The sequence below is a fragment of the Exiguobacterium flavidum genome (assembly GCF_003344535.1).
Taxonomy (GTDB): domain Bacteria; phylum Bacillota; class Bacilli; order Exiguobacteriales; family Exiguobacteriaceae; genus Exiguobacterium_A; species Exiguobacterium_A flavidum.
This window is the reverse complement of sequence record NZ_QPKS01000002.1, coordinates 127,975-143,069: the sequence shown is the minus strand read 5'-3', so window position 1 is coordinate 143,069 and position 15,095 is coordinate 127,975. Positions and strand designations below refer to the sequence as shown.

Genomic DNA, 15,095 nt, shown 5'->3' with positions numbered 1-15,095 from the left:
GGAGGATTTTTTTATGCAACTAACGAAATGGGATGGCCATGTGCACTCCCCCTACTGCCCGCACGGAACGAAGGATTCCCTGAGATCGTACATCGAGACCGCACTTGACCGCGGGCTCGAGCGGATCAGCTTCACCGAACACGCCCCGCTGCCGGAAGGTCTCGACGACCCGGCTCCGGAAAAGGATTCCGGCATGACGTTCGAGGATGCGGAACGTTACATCGAGGAATTGACCGCACTTCGCGAAGAATATAAGGATCAGATCGACATCAGGATCGGTCTCGAGTTCGATTACTTCGAGAACGACGTCGACGGGACGCGTGACATCATCGCCCGCTATGCGCCGCGGCTGACTGACGGCATCCTCTCGCTCCACTATCTCTGGATCGGTGACCGCTACTATTCGGTCGACTACAGCGACGATACGTTCGCTGAAATCGTCGAGGTGATGGGCTCCGTCAAGAAGGCGCATGAGCGCTATTACGAAGGCATCCAAGCGCTCCTCATGACGAACCTCGGCGAACATCAGCCGAAACGTCTCGGACACCTGACATTGCCGACGAAGTACATCAAACGTTTCCCGCTCGAGGCGGAACCGGACAACCTGATCGAGACGATCAAGAAGGTGCGCCAGGTCGACTTCTCACTCGACGTCAACACGGCTGGATTCCGCAAACCGCTCTGCGGCCTTCCTTATCCATACCCTGAACTGCTGACGGTCACGCAGTCTCTCGGAATTCCGCTCGTCTATGGATCGGACGCCCATCTCGCGCAGGACGTCGCGGCTGATTTCGATTTCAATTGGTAAACGAAGACCCGGGACGCATTCAGCGTTCCGGGTCTGTTTCGTACAACTTCGCCATATACAGTTCATCGACATATTCACCGTCGACCAGGAGCGAGTCGCGCTTCGTCCCTTCGATCTCAAAGCCCATCTTATGGTACAGGTGAATCGCGCGCGCATTGTCCTTGCGCACCGTCAGCTCGGTCCGGTGGATCCCGGCCGTCGCCGCGAACTCGTCCGCCATCTTGAGCAGCGCCGTCCCGATGCCTTTGTCCGAATGCGCCTGCATGACACCGAGGACGAGCCGGGTCGCGTGGCGGGTCCGTGCGAGGTCGCTGCCGCTGAGTAAACAGTAGCCGACGAGCTGTCCATCCTCTTCCGCGACGAGGATGCAGGAGTTCGGCGACTGGCCGAACTTCTCGATCATCGCCTCGGCCTGCTCGCTCGAGAGCGTCTGCTCATCCGGTTCGCGCAACATGTTCTTCGATTCGCGGTCGATCCGCCGCAACAGTTCCGCGAATGACTTGCTGTCGGCAAGTGTCGCTTTTCTGATCATCGATGTAACCCCTTTCAAAAAGAATGTCTAAAAAAGACGCCCTCGATATCGAGAGCGCCTATTCGGTAGTGGAGACGGTGGGAGTCGAACCCACGTCCGAAGGCATCGTATTCTTAAGCTTCTACGTGTGTAGTCAATTTATTGAAGTCTCGTCGTCAGGCTGCCAATTGACAGGCGTCCATCCGACCAGTCTGATTCAATCTCTTCTCATTCCCTACAGACGGAAAGGTCCGAGCGTAGCCTGTTTAGAGTGAGACCCTAGAAATCAGCCGACCAGGCGACGGCTGCTAGGATCCGTAGCGGCAATTAAGCTGCTGCGAGTTGTGTGTTAGTTTTGCCAGTTATGGCTGGTGCGTTTTAACGAGGCCGACCCCTCGACACGCCACAGAAGACCGAACTACCCCCGTCGAATCCGTAACGTCCCCATGATAGAAAATGGGGCCTTCCGGCTTAGTTATACTGTACCAGAAAAACGTTACGGCTTCAATACTTCTGCTTGTCGCGCAGCGTCCGGTCGATCTCGCGCTTCGCGTCCTTCTTCTTCAGGTCTTCCCGCTTGTCGTACTTCTTCTTACCGCGCCCGAGGCCGATGAGACATTTCGCGAACCCGTTCTTGATGTAGACCTTGAGCGGAACGACCGTATAGCCGTCGCGCGTCACGGAACTCATCAATTGCTCGATCTGCTTCTTGTGGAGCAGCATCTTGCGTGGGCGGAGCGGTTCATGGTTGTAGCGGTTCCCTTGTTCGAAATGGGCGATGTTCGCGTTCCAGAGGATCGCCTCGCCATTGTCGAACCGGACGAACGCGTCCCCGATGCTGATCTTGCCTTTACGGACGGATTTGATCTCCGTGCCCGTCAAGACGAGACCTGCCTCGATCGTGTCCTCGATCGCGTAGTCGAACGATGCCCGTTTGTTGTTCGCGAGCACGTTCGAATCCTTGTTCTTTGCCATGTCAGATACACCACTTTTCTTGACGGAAGCGCTTATCAGCGCTTCTTTTTCTTCTTGCCTGAGACACCTTTATGGAACGGAGGCTTGTCCTTCGCATCCTTCTTCGCGAAGCCGCGGCCCTTCGATTGGTCCTTCGGCTTGCCGCCGCGTCCGCGTGGTTTCTTGCCGTCCTTATCGTCGCGCTTCTGACCCGGACGTCCTCCGCTCGAGCGGATCGTCTTCGACTCGAAGCGGCGCTTGTTCTCGCGTTCCGGCATGCCGACGACGACGAAGTCGATCGTCTTCTCGTCGATGTTGACGCCAGTCACCTTGATCTCGACCGTGTCGCCGATCCGGAACTGCTGCTTCGTCCGCTCACCGATCAGCTGATAGTTCGCTTCATCGTAGCGGTAGAAGTCGTCCGTCATCGCCTGGATGTGGACGAGTCCTTCGATCGTGTTCGGGAGTTCGACGAACATCCCGAAGTTCGTCACGCCGCTGACGACACCTTCGAACGTGTCACCGATGTGCTGCTCCATATATTCCGCCTTCTTGAGCGCGTTCGTCTCGCGTTCCGCATCGACGGCACGGCGTTCCCGTTTCGAGGCGTGGTCCGCGATCTCAGGAAGCGTCTCCGCGTAACGTGCCCGAGTCGACTCCGACTTGTCTCCGAAGATGACGTATTGACGGAGCAGACGGTGGACCATCAAGTCCGGATAACGGCGGATCGGTGACGTGAAGTGCGTATAGTAGTCCGTCGACAGACCGAAGTGGCCGATCGGCTCGACGTCATATTTCGCCTGTTGGAGCGAGCGCAGCATGACCGTGCTGACGACGGCCTCTTCCGGCTCGCCTTCGACCGCGTCGAGGATCTTCTGGAGCGTCTTCGGTGCGACCGATTCGCCTTTACGTTCGATGTTGATCCCGAAGTTCGCGATGAACTGGAAGAACGTGTCGAGACGTTCCGTTTTCGGCTCATCGTGGATCCGGTACATGAACGGCAACTCCTGGCGCTGGACGTGCTCTGCGACCGTCTCGTTCGCCGCGAGCATGAACTCCTCGATCAGCTTCTCGGCGACCGAACGTTCGCGGAGCAGGATGTCGCTCGTCTTGCCTTCCTCGTTGACGACGACCTTCGCTTCCGGGAAGTCGAAGTTGATCGCCCCACGGCGCGAGCGGCGCTCACGCAGGATCGCTGCGAGTGCTGCCATCTCGTCGAAGTTGTCGACGAGGTCCTTGTAGCGCTCGATCACTTCCTCGTCCTCGCGCTCGACGATCTTGCGGACGTCCGTATAGGTCATCCGTTCGACCGTCTTGATGACGCTCTGGAAGATCTCATGGTTGACGACCGTCCCGTTGCCGTCGATTTCCATGACGCAGCTGAGCGTCAGGCGGTCGACGTGCGGGTTGAGCGAGCAGATCCCGTTCGACAGGCGGTGCGGGATCATCGGGATGACGCGGTCGACGAGATAGACGCTCGTCCCGCGCTCGAGCGCTTCCTCGTCGAGTGCCGAGTTCTCCTTGACGTAATGCGAGACGTCCGCGATGTGGACGCCGAGCTCATAGTTGCCGTTCGAGAGACGCTTGACGTGCACCGCGTCATCGAGGTCCTTCGCGTCCGCGCCGTCGATCGTGACGATCGTCTCCTTGCGCAGGTCGACGCGTCCGACGAGATCCTTCTCGTCGATCTCATCCGGTACGGCGTTCGCCTCAGCAATCGCCTCCTTCGAGAATTCCGTGTTGATGCCATGCTTATAGACGATCGACAGGATGTCGACGCCAGGGTCGTTCTTGTGTCCGATGATCTGGAGGACCTTCGCCGTACCGGCGAAACGTCCGTCCGGATACTTCGTGATCCGTGCGAGCACCTTGTGCCCGTCGACGGCGCCAAGCGTCTCTTCCGGCGCGACGACCGGCAGGAAGCTCAGCTTCGTGTCGTCCGGCTCGATATAGGCGAGCGACTCGAGTCGGCCTTTTGGCACGATGAACGTTCCGACGAAATCGGCCGGTCCTCGTGACAGGATCTTGAGCAGCTTGCCTTCCCGGCGGTCTCCGCCGCGTGACTCGGCGAACACCTTGACGAGGACGCGGTCCCCATTGTAGACGTTCTCGAGCTCGTTCGCAGGCAGGAAGATGTCGCCGACAGAACCGTCTTCAGGCGAGACGAAACCGAACCCGCGCTGGTGGACGGAAATCTTTCCCGCGACCTGCCCGATGTTCTGCAGCGTGCCATATTTGTTCGAACGCGTGCGTGCGATGAGTGCCTCGTCTTCGAGTACATTCAGTGTCTTGATCAGTTCTTTGAACTCAGCCGTATCGCTCAGTTCGAGTTTCGTCGTTAATTGATCGATCGAAAGCGGACGCTCGTCCGCCTTGATGATTTCGAGTATACGTTCTCTTAAATCCAACGTTGCACCTCCAGTTAGTTGCTCCAGTTGAGGGACTCGAGGAAATGATAGATGTCCTCGTGGAGCTTGTCTTTTTCTTTGTCGAGGGTGATGACGTGACCCGATTCCTCGTACCAGATCAGTTCCTTTTGGAACGCGTTCACCCCGTCGTGAATGATATTTGCTGAATCCGTGTTGATCATATGGTCGTCTCTCGCTTGGACGACGAGCGTCGGCGAATAGATCTCACCGAGCGAGTCTCGCGTCTCTTCGAGCAGCCGCTGCAAGTCCTTCAGCGTCGGCATCGGCTCGAACTCAGCCATCTCCGCCTCGATTTGCTCAGGCGATTTGCCTTCCCGCTTCTTGAATTCGCGGGCGTACTCCGTCACACCTGCATACATCACTTCTTCGCTCTTGATGTAGGCCGGAGCACACATCGGGATGACGGCCTTGACCGGCTTCTCCGTCGCGAGCTTCAGTGAGAGGACGCCGCCGAGCGACAGTCCGCAGACCGCGATCTCAGCGTACCCTTTCGCCTCGAGCTCCGCGTAGGCGTCAAGCACGTCCTGCCACCAGTCGGCAGGTCCTGTCTTCGTCAGTTCCTCCGGCGGCGCGGCGTGTCCCTTGTACTGCGGCGCGAGCGACGAATAGCCCTTCTTCTGCAGGTAACGTCCGAGAATCCGGACGTCCGCGCTCGAGCCCGTGAAGCCGTGCAGCAACAGGACCGCACGCTCCCCGCCTTCGAAGTAGAATGGTTTCGGTAGACTGATTTTCATTGCAAAATCCCCCTCTAAATCTATACCCAAAAAGTATTTCTTTTTAGACCGGCAAGTACAAAAAAACGACAGCGCCTACTCGCAACTGTCGTTTCGATGCTCACTTATAGAAAGCGACGATCAACGCCAAGATAAAGAGCAAAGCGCCGAGAATTGACGCCACACGGTTGAGTACCGCATCCAAGCCACGAGCTTTTTGGCGACCAAATAGTTGTTCTGCCCCACCAGTGAGCGCTCCGAGTCCAGCTGTACGGCCAGACATGAGCAGCACGACGATGATGAGGAGAACTGAAACGATGATGAGGCCGACAAGAGCCACGTTTTGAATGATCATCGGTGTTCCTCCTTCAAATATACGCTCCCTTCATTATAGAGAAAAATCTGGAAGGGAACAAGTCAATCCTCTCTATAAACGTATCAAGCCCTTGTCGAAAGGGACAGAAAAGGCACATATCCGGCGAATCACGCCGAAATATGTGCCTTCCTCGTTCCCTTGACGGAGTCAGACGGCTTTTGCGCCGACATTGCTTCGCGTCACTTCTTGATCAATTCGAGTTCGACCGGGATGTTCTTCTCGACTTCTTCGCCTTTGAGGTGCTTGATCGCCGCCTCGACACCCATCTTGCCGATGTCAGCCGGCTTCTGGGCGACCGTCCCCGCCATCTTGCCTTCCTCGACTGCCTTCATCGCATCGTCCGTCGCATCGAAGCCGATGACTTTGACGTCCTTGAGTCCAGCTGCCTGGAGCGCTTCGACTGCACCGAGCGCCATCTCGTCGTTGTGCGCGAAGACGGCCTTGATGTCCTTGTTGTCTTGCAGGATGTTCTCCATGACCGAGAGACCTTGCGCGCGGTCGAAGTTCGCCGACTGCTTCGCGACGACGTCGAGCTTGCCGTCGACTGCCGCGTGGAACCCTTCTCCGCGGTCGCGCGTCGCTGACGCACCCGGGATACCTTCGAGTTCGACGACCTTCGCCTTCTCGCCGACCAGCTCGATCATGAGTTCGCCAGCCTGCTTGCCTCCCGCGACGTTGTCTGACGCGATGTGCGCGACGACTTCTCCGCTTTCTGCGTTACGGTCGACCGTGACGACCGGGATGTTCGCATCGTTCGCCGTTTGGACCGCAGCACCTACTGCAGCCGAGTCCGTCGGGTTGATGATGATCAAGTCGACTTTCTTCTGGATCATGTCCTCGACGTCGCTCGCTTGCTTCGCCGCATCATTTTGTGCGTCCGCGACCGTGATCGTCGCGCCTTGCGCCTTCGCTTCCTTCTCCGCGCCATCCTTCAGGGCGACGAAGAACGGGTTGTTCAACGTAGAGATCGAAAGGCCGATCTTGAAGTCCTTCGTCTTAGTCTCCTTTTCATCCGTGCTTCCTGGCTGTTCCGACGAACAGGCGGCGGCGAATACCATCATCGCCATCATGAGCAGTGCGAGCAGTTTTTTCATCGTAGTTCCTCCTTGGTTAAATTATGATGCGTTCGCTTGCTTGCGATCGACGAGCACGGCGAACAGGATGACAAGACCTTTTACGACGAGTTGGAAGAAAGAAGACACGCCGAGCAGGTTGAGTCCGTTGTTGAGCGTCCCGATGATCAGGGCGCCGATCAATGTCCCGACGATCCAGCCCCGGCCGCCTGAGAGGCTCGTGCCTCCGAGGACGACGGCAGCGATCGCGTCGAGTTCGTACGATGTCCCTGCCGTCGGCTGTGCCGAGTTGAGGCGGGACGTCAGAATGATGCCGGCGAGTGCCGCGAGCAGTCCTGACAGGGAGTAGATCATGATCTTCACCTTGTTGACCTGGATCCCCATCAGCTTCGCCGCTTCCTCGTTTCCGCCGATTGCATAGGTATAGCGGCCGAACGTCGTCTTCTTCAGGATGAAGAACAGGACGAAGAAGGCGAGTAGCATCGTCACGGCCGGCACCGGCAGGATCCAGAGATAACCGCGGCCGAACAGCTCGAACCACGATGAATCGCCGAGACTCGTGATCGGCTTCCCGTCCGTGTAGACGAGCGTCAATCCCCTGAAAATCGTCATCGTCGCGAGCGTCGCGATGAACGGTGCGACCTTACCGAGCGAGATGACCATCCCGTTGAGCGCACCCATCACGGCGCCGATGATCAGACCGGCGAGGACGGCGACGATCGCCGACGTCCCGTCCGTCATCATCCCTGCGACGAACGCGGATGATAACGCGAGGATCGATCCGACCGACAAGTCGATCCCGCCGGTCAAAATGACGAACGTCATGCCGAAAGCGATCAGGGCGTTGATCGAGACCTGCCGCAGAATGTTGAACAGGTTCGGCAAGGTCAGGAAGCCCGGTTCGAGGATCGTCACGACGATGATGATCGCGAGCAATCCGATCAGCGGTCCGAGCTTCTGGCCGAGTCCGACCTTCTTCGTTTTTTGTTGTTCCAGCTTTCCTTGCATCAATTCCATCTCATTGTCCCCCTGTCGCAAGCGTCATGATTCCTTCTTGCGTCGCTTCCGAACGTGTGAGCATGCCGCTCATCCGTCCTTCCCGCATCACATAGACGCGGTCGCTCATCCCGAGCACCTCCGGGAGGTCGGATGAGATCATCACGATCGCTACGCCTTCTTCGGCGAGCTGATTCATGATGGTGTAGATTTCCTTCTTCGCGCCGACGTCGACGCCCCGCGTCGGTTCATCGAGTATGAGCACGCGCGGCTTCGTCCCGAGCCATTTCGCTAGTACGACCTTCTGCTGGTTTCCTCCGGACAACGACTTCGCCGGCTGTTCCATCGAATGATGGCGTACTTGGAGCGATTCGAGGTAGTTCTGTGCGAATCGTTTCTCCTCACTCTCTTTGATGACCGACCCTTTCGACAACCCGCCAAGCGCCGGCATCGAGATGTTCTCCCGGAGCGAGAAGTCGAGGAAGAGGCCTTCTCCCTTCCTGTCCTCCGTCAGGAAACCGATACCGTTTTTGATCGCATCGTACGGCGTCTTGATTTTGACCGGTTTCCCGTCGAGGAGCACCTTGCCTTGCTTCATCCGGTCGACGCCGAACAGGCCGCGCATCGTCTCTGTTCGCCCTGCGCCCATCAGGCCGGAGAAACCGACGATCTCTCCAGCCCGTACCTCGAACGTGATGTCCTCGAAGTCCTTTCCGCTCGCCCCTTCGACGGCGAGGATCGTCTCCCCGATCCGGGGAGTGCGCCCCGGGTAGCGTTCGCCGATTTCACGGCCAACCATCTCGCGGACGATCTGTTCGAACGTCGTCTCCGTGATGTCGTGCGTCGAGACGGACACACCGTCCCGCAGCACCGTGATCCGGTCGCACAGCTCGAAGATCTCCTCCATCCGGTGCGAGATGTAGACGATCGAGACGCCTTGCGCTCGAAGCGCCGTCGCGACGCTGAACAGCGCGCGGATCTCCCGCTCCGTCAGCGCTGCCGTCGGCTCGTCCATGATGATGACCTTCGCGTCCGTCATTAGCGCCTTCGCGATCTCGATCATCTGTTGCTGCCCGACGGACAGGTTTCGCGCGAGCTGCTCGACGTCCATGAAGACGTTGAGTTCCGCGAGCTGCTGCTCGGCGTGCCGTTTCATCTCGCCCTGCTTCAGGACGCCGAACCGGTTCTTCAGCTCCCGTCCGAGGTAGAGGTTCTCCGCGACGGTCAAATCAGGCAGGATGTTCAACTCCTGATGGATGAAGGCGATACCCGCCTCTTCCGCCTGTTTCGGATTCGCATAGCGCGTCTCGACGTCGTCGACCTGAATGCCCCCGCTGTCCGCCTCGTGCACGCCTGTCAGTATTTTCATCAGTGTAGACTTGCCTGCCCCGTTCTCGCCCATCAACGCATGGATTTCACCTGGTGCGAGTTCGAAGTCGACTCCCTTCAGGACAGGGACAGCCCCGAACGCCTTCGTGATTCCGTTCATTTGAATGCGCATCTGTTCCCCTCCGTTTCAGAATATGACTCCTGCGTGCAGGATGACATTCGCATATGGTGTCGCTTCACCAGTCCGAATGACGACCTTCGCCTCGCGCGTCGCTTCCTTGAATTGTTCGTGGCTGACATAGGTGACGGGAACGTCGAGCAGTTCAATCGTCGCCTGCTCGACTCCCGGGTTCAGCTCCTTGATTTCCGAGGCGAGCGTCATCTTCTCGATTGCCATGTCGCCTGCTACGACCTCGAGCACGTCGAGGAAGGACGGCGTCCCGAGCTTGAGCGCGAGATCAATCCGTTCGACGCCACCCGGTATCGGAAGACCGCAATCCGCTATGACGATCGTGTCCGTATGGCCGAGATCCGCGAGCACCTTGCTGATGTGGCTGTTCAAGATTCCGTGTCGTTTCATTCGATTCCCTCCGCTTCGAGTTCGCTTCGTGTCGGCATGCCGCCTTGCGCGCCGAGTTTCCGGATCGAGATGCCTGCCGCCTTGTTCGCGAAGCGGATGGCCTCTTCGAGTGTCTTCCCTTCCGTCAATGCGACGGCGAGCGCCCCGTTGAACGTATCGCCCGCACCTGTCGTGTCGACGGGTGTCGTCTTGATCGCAGGGACCGTGACGACTTGCGTCCCGTCATGGAAACGTGCGCCCCGGCTCCCTTCCGTCAGGACGAGCTTGTTCGGGTATGCCTCGAGCCACTTCTCGACCGGACCGCCGCCGAAGATCAGCTCGCACTCGTGTTCGTTCGGCGTCAGGTACGTGACGTCCTCGATCAATTCCGGATCAAGCAGCACGGCTGGCGCCGGATTCAGGATGACCGGGATGCCTTGTCTCTTCGCGTGACGCGCGATCGCCTTGACCGTCTCGATCGGAATCTCGAGCTGGAGCAGGACGATCTTCGCTCCCTGCAAGAGTCTTGCGAGCTCGGCTTCCGGGTACGTCACATGCAGGTTCGCCGACTGGACGACGATGATCGAATTGTCGTCTTCTGCGAGCACGATATGTGCCGTCCCGGTCCGTTCGTTCGCGACCGTCCGCAGTTCCGCCGTGCCGACCCCGTTCGATTCGAAGTTCTTCCGGATGATATCACCGTTCGCATCGTCTCCGATGCAGCCGATCATCTCGACGTCTCCGCCGAGCTTCGCGATCGCGATGGCCTGGTTCGCGCCCTTTCCGCCTGGTACGGTGTGAAAGGCGGAGCCGATCACCGTCTCACCTGCTCCGGGACGACGTTCGCTCTCGACGACGAGGTCCATCGATACACTGCCTATGACTCGAATGTCCTTCATGTTTCACTCACCCTTTTTTCTTTGTCGTTTCCCTCTCGATCACATGGACCGGAAGCTCATGGTGCGATGCTTCGATCGGTCCGCCTTCGATTCGTTCGATCAATAGTTTCGCGGCCATCTCGCCCATCTGATAGATCGGCTGTGCGATCGTCGTCAGCGGCGGCGTGATCATCTCGCCAAGCTCGATGCCGTCGTAGCCGATGACCTGCAGTTGCTCTGGGACCGCTATGTTCCGCTGCTTGGCCGCCTGGATGACTGCTGCCGCGATGACGTCGTTCGCTGCGAACAAACCGTCGAACGTATGCTGACTGAACAACTTCTCAGCCGCCTTCAGCGCATCCTGGAAGTGAAACATCGACTCGATGCTCGCGACGAGCCGGTCGCCCGCTGCCTCCTCGAATCCTTCGTGGCGTTTGCGGATCGTCGGGAACTTCGCCGGTCCCGTGATCATCGCTAGTCTTTCCGCCCCGTGTCCGATCAGCCACTCGGCTGCAAGTCTTCCGCCTGCATACCCGTTTGAGGAGACCGTCGGGATCGCGCCTTGCAATACCCGGTCGAGCGCGATGATCGGCACGTCCGTGTTCGCATAGTTCGGATTGTCCGAGTAGTTCGTCGTGATGATCAATCCATCGACGTGCATCGACTCGAGCGCCTGGATGTACGCCTCCTCCTTTTGGAACTGCTCGTCCGTGTTGCAGAGGATGACCTGATACCCATGATGGTTCGCTACGTCCTCGACTGCCCGTGCGAGCTGCGGGAAGAACGGGTTCGTGATGTCCGGCAGAATCAACCCGATCAATCCCGATTTTTTCTGATAGAGCGACCGCGCCACCCGGTTCGGGCGGTAGTCGAGCTTCTCGATTGCTTGAAGGACCGCTGTCCGTGCTTCTTCGCTGACATAACCCTTTTGGTTGATGACACGTGAGACGGTTGCGACAGAGACGTTCGCCTGCTTCGCCACTTCTCGGATCGTCGCCATGACCTCACCTCAATTTCGTTGTGTAACCGTTTACATAAGTTATCATAATATGTAACCGGTTACACATCAACCCCCTTTTTACTTTTTGTTCCGGGTCGAGCGACCTGAGACGAAGCGACAGGCCGCCCCCTGATTGAAAGACAGCCTGTCACGCGTCACGCGCGTATTCGTTTGATCAGCGACCAGAGGAACAACAGGATCGCTAGCGGCTCGATGATATATAAGAGCAAAAACGGGATGTCGATGACGGCCCCGACCGGATCATTGCGCCAAATATAGATCAGTCCCGGGACCAAGGCGACGAGACCTCCGGAGAGAAGGATGAAACTGATGAACAGACTGCGCCGTGAGAAGTCCTCGATGATCAGATAGAGACCGACGAAGAGCAGCAGCTCGACGAAGTAGGTCATCCTCAGACCGATATCACTGAGCGACGAGACGGTGGATGGAAACAGATAACGCATGATCATGCGCGAAGCCCCCTTTTCTTCCCCCTACTTTTCCCGAAAACCAATACAAAAAAACCGCCAGCCCCTAGGACTGACGGTCGTGCCGCAAGAATTACTTCTTGAGGTTGTAGAACGATTTGATTCCGTCGTAGACAGCGACGTCTGAAAGCATGTCTTCGATGCGGAGAAGTTGGTTGTACTTCGCGATACGGTCTGTACGCGAGAGCGAACCTGTCTTGATTTGACCAGCGTTCGTCGCAACAGCGATGTCAGCGATCGTCGAATCTTCAGTCTCACCAGAACGGTGCGATACGACTGCTGTGTAACCAGCTTTTTTCGCCATTTCGATCGCGTCGAATGTTTCTGTGAGCGTACCGATTTGGTTTACTTTGATGAGGATCGAGTTCGCGATACCTTGCTCGATACCTTGTGCAAGCTTCTCAGTGTTCGTTACGAACAGATCGTCACCGACGAGCTGGACTTTATGTCCGATACGATCCGTGAGAAGTTTGTGACCTTCCCAGTCGTTTTCGTCGCAACCATCTTCGATCGAGATGATCGGGTATTTCTCGACGAGTTCAGCGTAGAAGTCTACGAGCTGAGCAGTCGTGAGGACTTTACCTTCGCCAGCGAGGTTGTATGTGCCAGCTGCTTTGTCGTAGAACTCAGACGAAGCGACGTCCATCGCGAGGTAGACATCTTCGCCCGCTTTGTATCCAGCGTTCTCGATTGCTTCGAGGATGACCGTGATCGCTTCTTCGTTCGAACCGAGGTTCGGTGCGAAGCCGCCTTCGTCACCTACAGCTGTGTTGAGGCCGCGTTTTGAAAGAACCGTTTTAAGAGCGTGGAAGATTTCAGCACCCATGCGGAGCGCTTCTTTGAATGTCGGCGCGCCGACAGGCATTACCATGAACTCTTGGAAGTCGACGTTGTTGTCCGCGTGCGAACCACCGTTGATGATGTTCATCATCGGAGTCGGAAGCGTCTTCGCGTTGAATCCGCCGAGGTACGTGTAGAGTGGGAGACCGAGCTCATCCGCTGCTGCGCGAGCTGCTGCCATCGAGACACCGAGGATCGCGTTAGCGCCGAAGTTGCCTTTGTTTTTCGTACCGTCGAGCTCGATCATCTTCTTGTCGATGCCCGTTTGGTCGAAGACGTCGTAACCGATGATCTCAGGTGCGATCTTCTCGTTGACGTTGTCGACTGCTTTCAAGACACCTTTACCGAGGTAACGTGACTTGTCGCCATCGCGAAGCTCTACTGCTTCGTGCTCACCAGTCGATGCGCCTGATGGGACGAGAGCGCGGCCGAAACCGCCATCTTCTGTATATACTTCTACTTCTACCGTTGGGTTACCGCGTGAATCGAGAATCTCGCGTGCGTAAATTTCTGTGATCATTGACATGAAAATTCGCTCCTTCGTGAATAAGGGATTTTTGTGTTGCCTCTGGTGTTGCGTCGTCGATCGACGGGATTATTTCAAAACGATCGACGTACCTGTCATCTCAGCCGGTTGTTCTGCGCCGAGCAGGTGGAGTACAGTCGGTGCGAGGTCAGCGAGCACGCCTGTAAGCGGCTCTTTCACTTCGACACCATCGACTGTGATGATGCATGGGACCGGTTCTGTCGTGTGCGCCGTCATCTTGCTGCCGTCCGGGTTGAGGACCATGTCCGCGTTCCCGTGGTCAGCCGTGATGATGGCCGCGCCGCCTTTGCCGATGATTTTATCGACGACTTTGCCGAGGCACTCGTCCACCGCTTCGACCGCCTTGATCGTCGGCTCGAGCATACCCGAGTGACCGACCATGTCAGGGTTCGCGAAGTTGAGGATGATCGCGTCGTGCTTGTCCGTGTCGATCGCTTGGAGAAGCGCGTCCGTCACTTCATAGATGCTCATCTCAGGCTTCAGGTCGTAAGTCGCGACCTTCGGCGAAGGGATGAGGATCCGGTCTTCTCCTTCATATGGCTGTTCCTGTTGGCCGTTGAAGAAGAACGTGACGTGCGGGTATTTCTCCGTCTCGGCGATGCGAAGCTGCTGAAGACCCTGCTTCGAAAGCGTCTCGCCGAGCGTATTCTTGATTTCTTCAGGCGGGAAGACGATATCCGTATCGATAGCGTCCGAATACTTCGTCATCGAGACGAGCAACAGGTTCTTCGGCGCATTCTCCGGGATCTCGAAACCGTTGAAGCCTTCCTTCTCCTTATAGACCTTCGCGAGCTGGATAGCCCGGTCCGGACGATAGTTGAAGAAGATGATCGCATCGTTGTCGTGGATCGGCGCAACTGGTGTGCCGTCTTCCTGCACGACGACGGTCGGGTCGATGAATTCATCGGTGACGTCCTTCTCATAAGACGCCTCGACTGTCGCGATCGGGTCTTTCGTCGTTGGACCTTCACCGAACGTGATCGCGTCATAGACCTTCTTGACGCGCTCCCAGCGGTTGTCGCGGTCCATCGCGTAATAGCGTCCAGAGACGGAAGCGAACTGGCCGACGCCAAGCTCCGTCATCTTCGCTTGTGTCTCGCGCAGGAACCCTGCGCCAGACTTCGGATCACAGTCCCGTCCGTCTGTGAAGGCATGGACGTAGACTTTCTCGATCTCGTGAAGCTTCGCGAATTCGAGCACCGCATACAGGTGGTTGATGTGGCTGTGGATGCCTCCGTCAGACACGAGACCGAAGATATGCAGGGCAGAACCGTATTTCTTCACGTGACCTGCCGCGTTGTTCATCGCTTGACGCGAGAAGAACGAGCGGTCCTTGATGGCATTGTTGATTCGGGATAGCGATTGGTAGACGACGCGGCCTGCACCGATGTTCAGATGGCCCACTTCCGAGTTCCCCATCTGACCTTCCGGCAAACCGACGTATTCCCCTTGCGCATTCAACAACGTATGCGGATACTGTCCCCAGTACCGGTCGAAGTTCGGTTTGTTCGCCGCTTTGACGGCGTTCCCGAACTCCTCGTCCCGCATACCGAAACCATCAAGAATGATCAGCGCGACTGGGCGTTTCTTCATG

General features: G+C 57.3%; 15 protein-coding genes and 1 other RNA gene. 1 reads left to right on the top strand and 15 read right to left on the bottom strand.

Features of this window, described 5'->3' with window-relative positions:
- Nucleotides 1-13: 13 nt before the first annotated feature.
- Nucleotides 14-808 (top strand): histidinol-phosphatase HisJ, encoded by a 795-nt coding sequence (hisJ, locus tag DFG60_RS02470; protein ID WP_114570156.1) that lies wholly within the window; start codon nucleotides 14-16, stop codon nucleotides 806-808.
- Between the two features lie 19 nt (nucleotides 809-827).
- On the opposite strand, the gene DFG60_RS02465 is transcribed toward hisJ, so the two are convergent.
- The 15 genes from DFG60_RS02465 to gpmI all read right to left on the bottom strand — a co-directional run bounded on the left by DFG60_RS02465 (nucleotide 828) and on the right by gpmI (nucleotide 15,094).
- Nucleotides 828-1,340, bottom strand: coding sequence for a GNAT family N-acetyltransferase (locus tag DFG60_RS02465; protein ID WP_114570155.1), 513 nt, complete (start codon nucleotides 1,338-1,340; stop codon nucleotides 828-830).
- 66 nt (nucleotides 1,341-1,406) lie between these two features.
- Nucleotides 1,407-1,765: a transfer-messenger RNA gene (ssrA, locus tag DFG60_RS02460) on the bottom strand.
- 58 nt (nucleotides 1,766-1,823) lie between these two features.
- Nucleotides 1,824-2,294 (bottom strand): SsrA-binding protein SmpB, encoded by a 471-nt coding sequence (gene smpB / locus DFG60_RS02455; protein WP_114570154.1) that lies wholly within the window; start codon nucleotides 2,292-2,294, stop codon nucleotides 1,824-1,826.
- 35 nt (nucleotides 2,295-2,329) lie between these two features.
- Entirely contained in the window at nucleotides 2,330-4,681 is a 2,352-nt protein-coding gene (rnr, locus tag DFG60_RS02450) for a ribonuclease R (RefSeq protein WP_114570153.1), read from the bottom strand.
- A gap of 14 nt (nucleotides 4,682-4,695) precedes the next feature.
- A complete protein-coding gene (locus DFG60_RS02445) occupies nucleotides 4,696-5,436 on the bottom strand; it encodes an alpha/beta hydrolase (protein ID WP_114570152.1) in 741 nt (246 codons plus the stop codon).
- Between the two features lie 100 nt (nucleotides 5,437-5,536).
- Nucleotides 5,537-5,770: a preprotein translocase subunit SecG gene (secG, locus tag DFG60_RS02440; protein ID WP_114570151.1), complete on the bottom strand. Its 234-nt coding sequence runs from the start codon at nucleotides 5,768-5,770 to the stop codon at nucleotides 5,537-5,539.
- Between the two features lie 200 nt (nucleotides 5,771-5,970).
- On the bottom strand, nucleotides 5,971-6,885 hold the full coding sequence (gene rbsB / locus DFG60_RS02435) for a ribose ABC transporter substrate-binding protein RbsB (protein ID WP_114570150.1): 915 nt from the start codon (nucleotides 6,883-6,885) through the stop codon (nucleotides 5,971-5,973).
- 21 nt (nucleotides 6,886-6,906) lie between these two features.
- Nucleotides 6,907-7,881, bottom strand: coding sequence for a ribose ABC transporter permease (rbsC, locus tag DFG60_RS02430; protein WP_114570149.1), 975 nt, complete (start codon nucleotides 7,879-7,881; stop codon nucleotides 6,907-6,909).
- Nucleotide 7,882: 1 nt separating this feature from the next.
- Nucleotides 7,883-9,361, bottom strand: coding sequence for a sugar ABC transporter ATP-binding protein (locus tag DFG60_RS02425; protein ID WP_114570148.1), 1,479 nt, complete (start codon nucleotides 9,359-9,361; stop codon nucleotides 7,883-7,885).
- Nucleotides 9,362-9,376: 15 nt separating this feature from the next.
- Nucleotides 9,377-9,769 (bottom strand): D-ribose pyranase, encoded by a 393-nt coding sequence (rbsD, locus tag DFG60_RS02420; RefSeq protein WP_114570147.1) that lies wholly within the window; start codon nucleotides 9,767-9,769, stop codon nucleotides 9,377-9,379.
- Nucleotides 9,766-10,647: a ribokinase gene (rbsK, locus tag DFG60_RS02415; protein ID WP_114570146.1), complete on the bottom strand. Its 882-nt coding sequence runs from the start codon at nucleotides 10,645-10,647 to the stop codon at nucleotides 9,766-9,768. Before rbsK ends, rbsD begins: the two co-directional genes overlap by 4 nt.
- Before the next feature lie 7 nt (nucleotides 10,648-10,654).
- Complete coding sequence (locus DFG60_RS02410) at nucleotides 10,655-11,626, bottom strand: LacI family DNA-binding transcriptional regulator (protein WP_114570145.1); 972 nt, start codon at nucleotides 11,624-11,626, stop codon at nucleotides 10,655-10,657.
- A 155-nt stretch (nucleotides 11,627-11,781) separates the two neighbouring features.
- Nucleotides 11,782-12,096, bottom strand: coding sequence for a hypothetical protein (locus DFG60_RS02405; RefSeq protein WP_114570144.1), 315 nt, complete (start codon nucleotides 12,094-12,096; stop codon nucleotides 11,782-11,784).
- Between the two features lie 91 nt (nucleotides 12,097-12,187).
- Entirely contained in the window at nucleotides 12,188-13,480 is a 1,293-nt protein-coding gene (eno, locus tag DFG60_RS02400) for a phosphopyruvate hydratase (protein ID WP_114570143.1), read from the bottom strand.
- A 69-nt stretch (nucleotides 13,481-13,549) separates the two neighbouring features.
- Nucleotides 13,550-15,094 (bottom strand): 2,3-bisphosphoglycerate-independent phosphoglycerate mutase, encoded by a 1,545-nt coding sequence (gene gpmI / locus DFG60_RS02395; RefSeq protein WP_114570142.1) that lies wholly within the window; start codon nucleotides 15,092-15,094, stop codon nucleotides 13,550-13,552.
- Nucleotide 15,095: the final 1 nt, after the last annotated feature.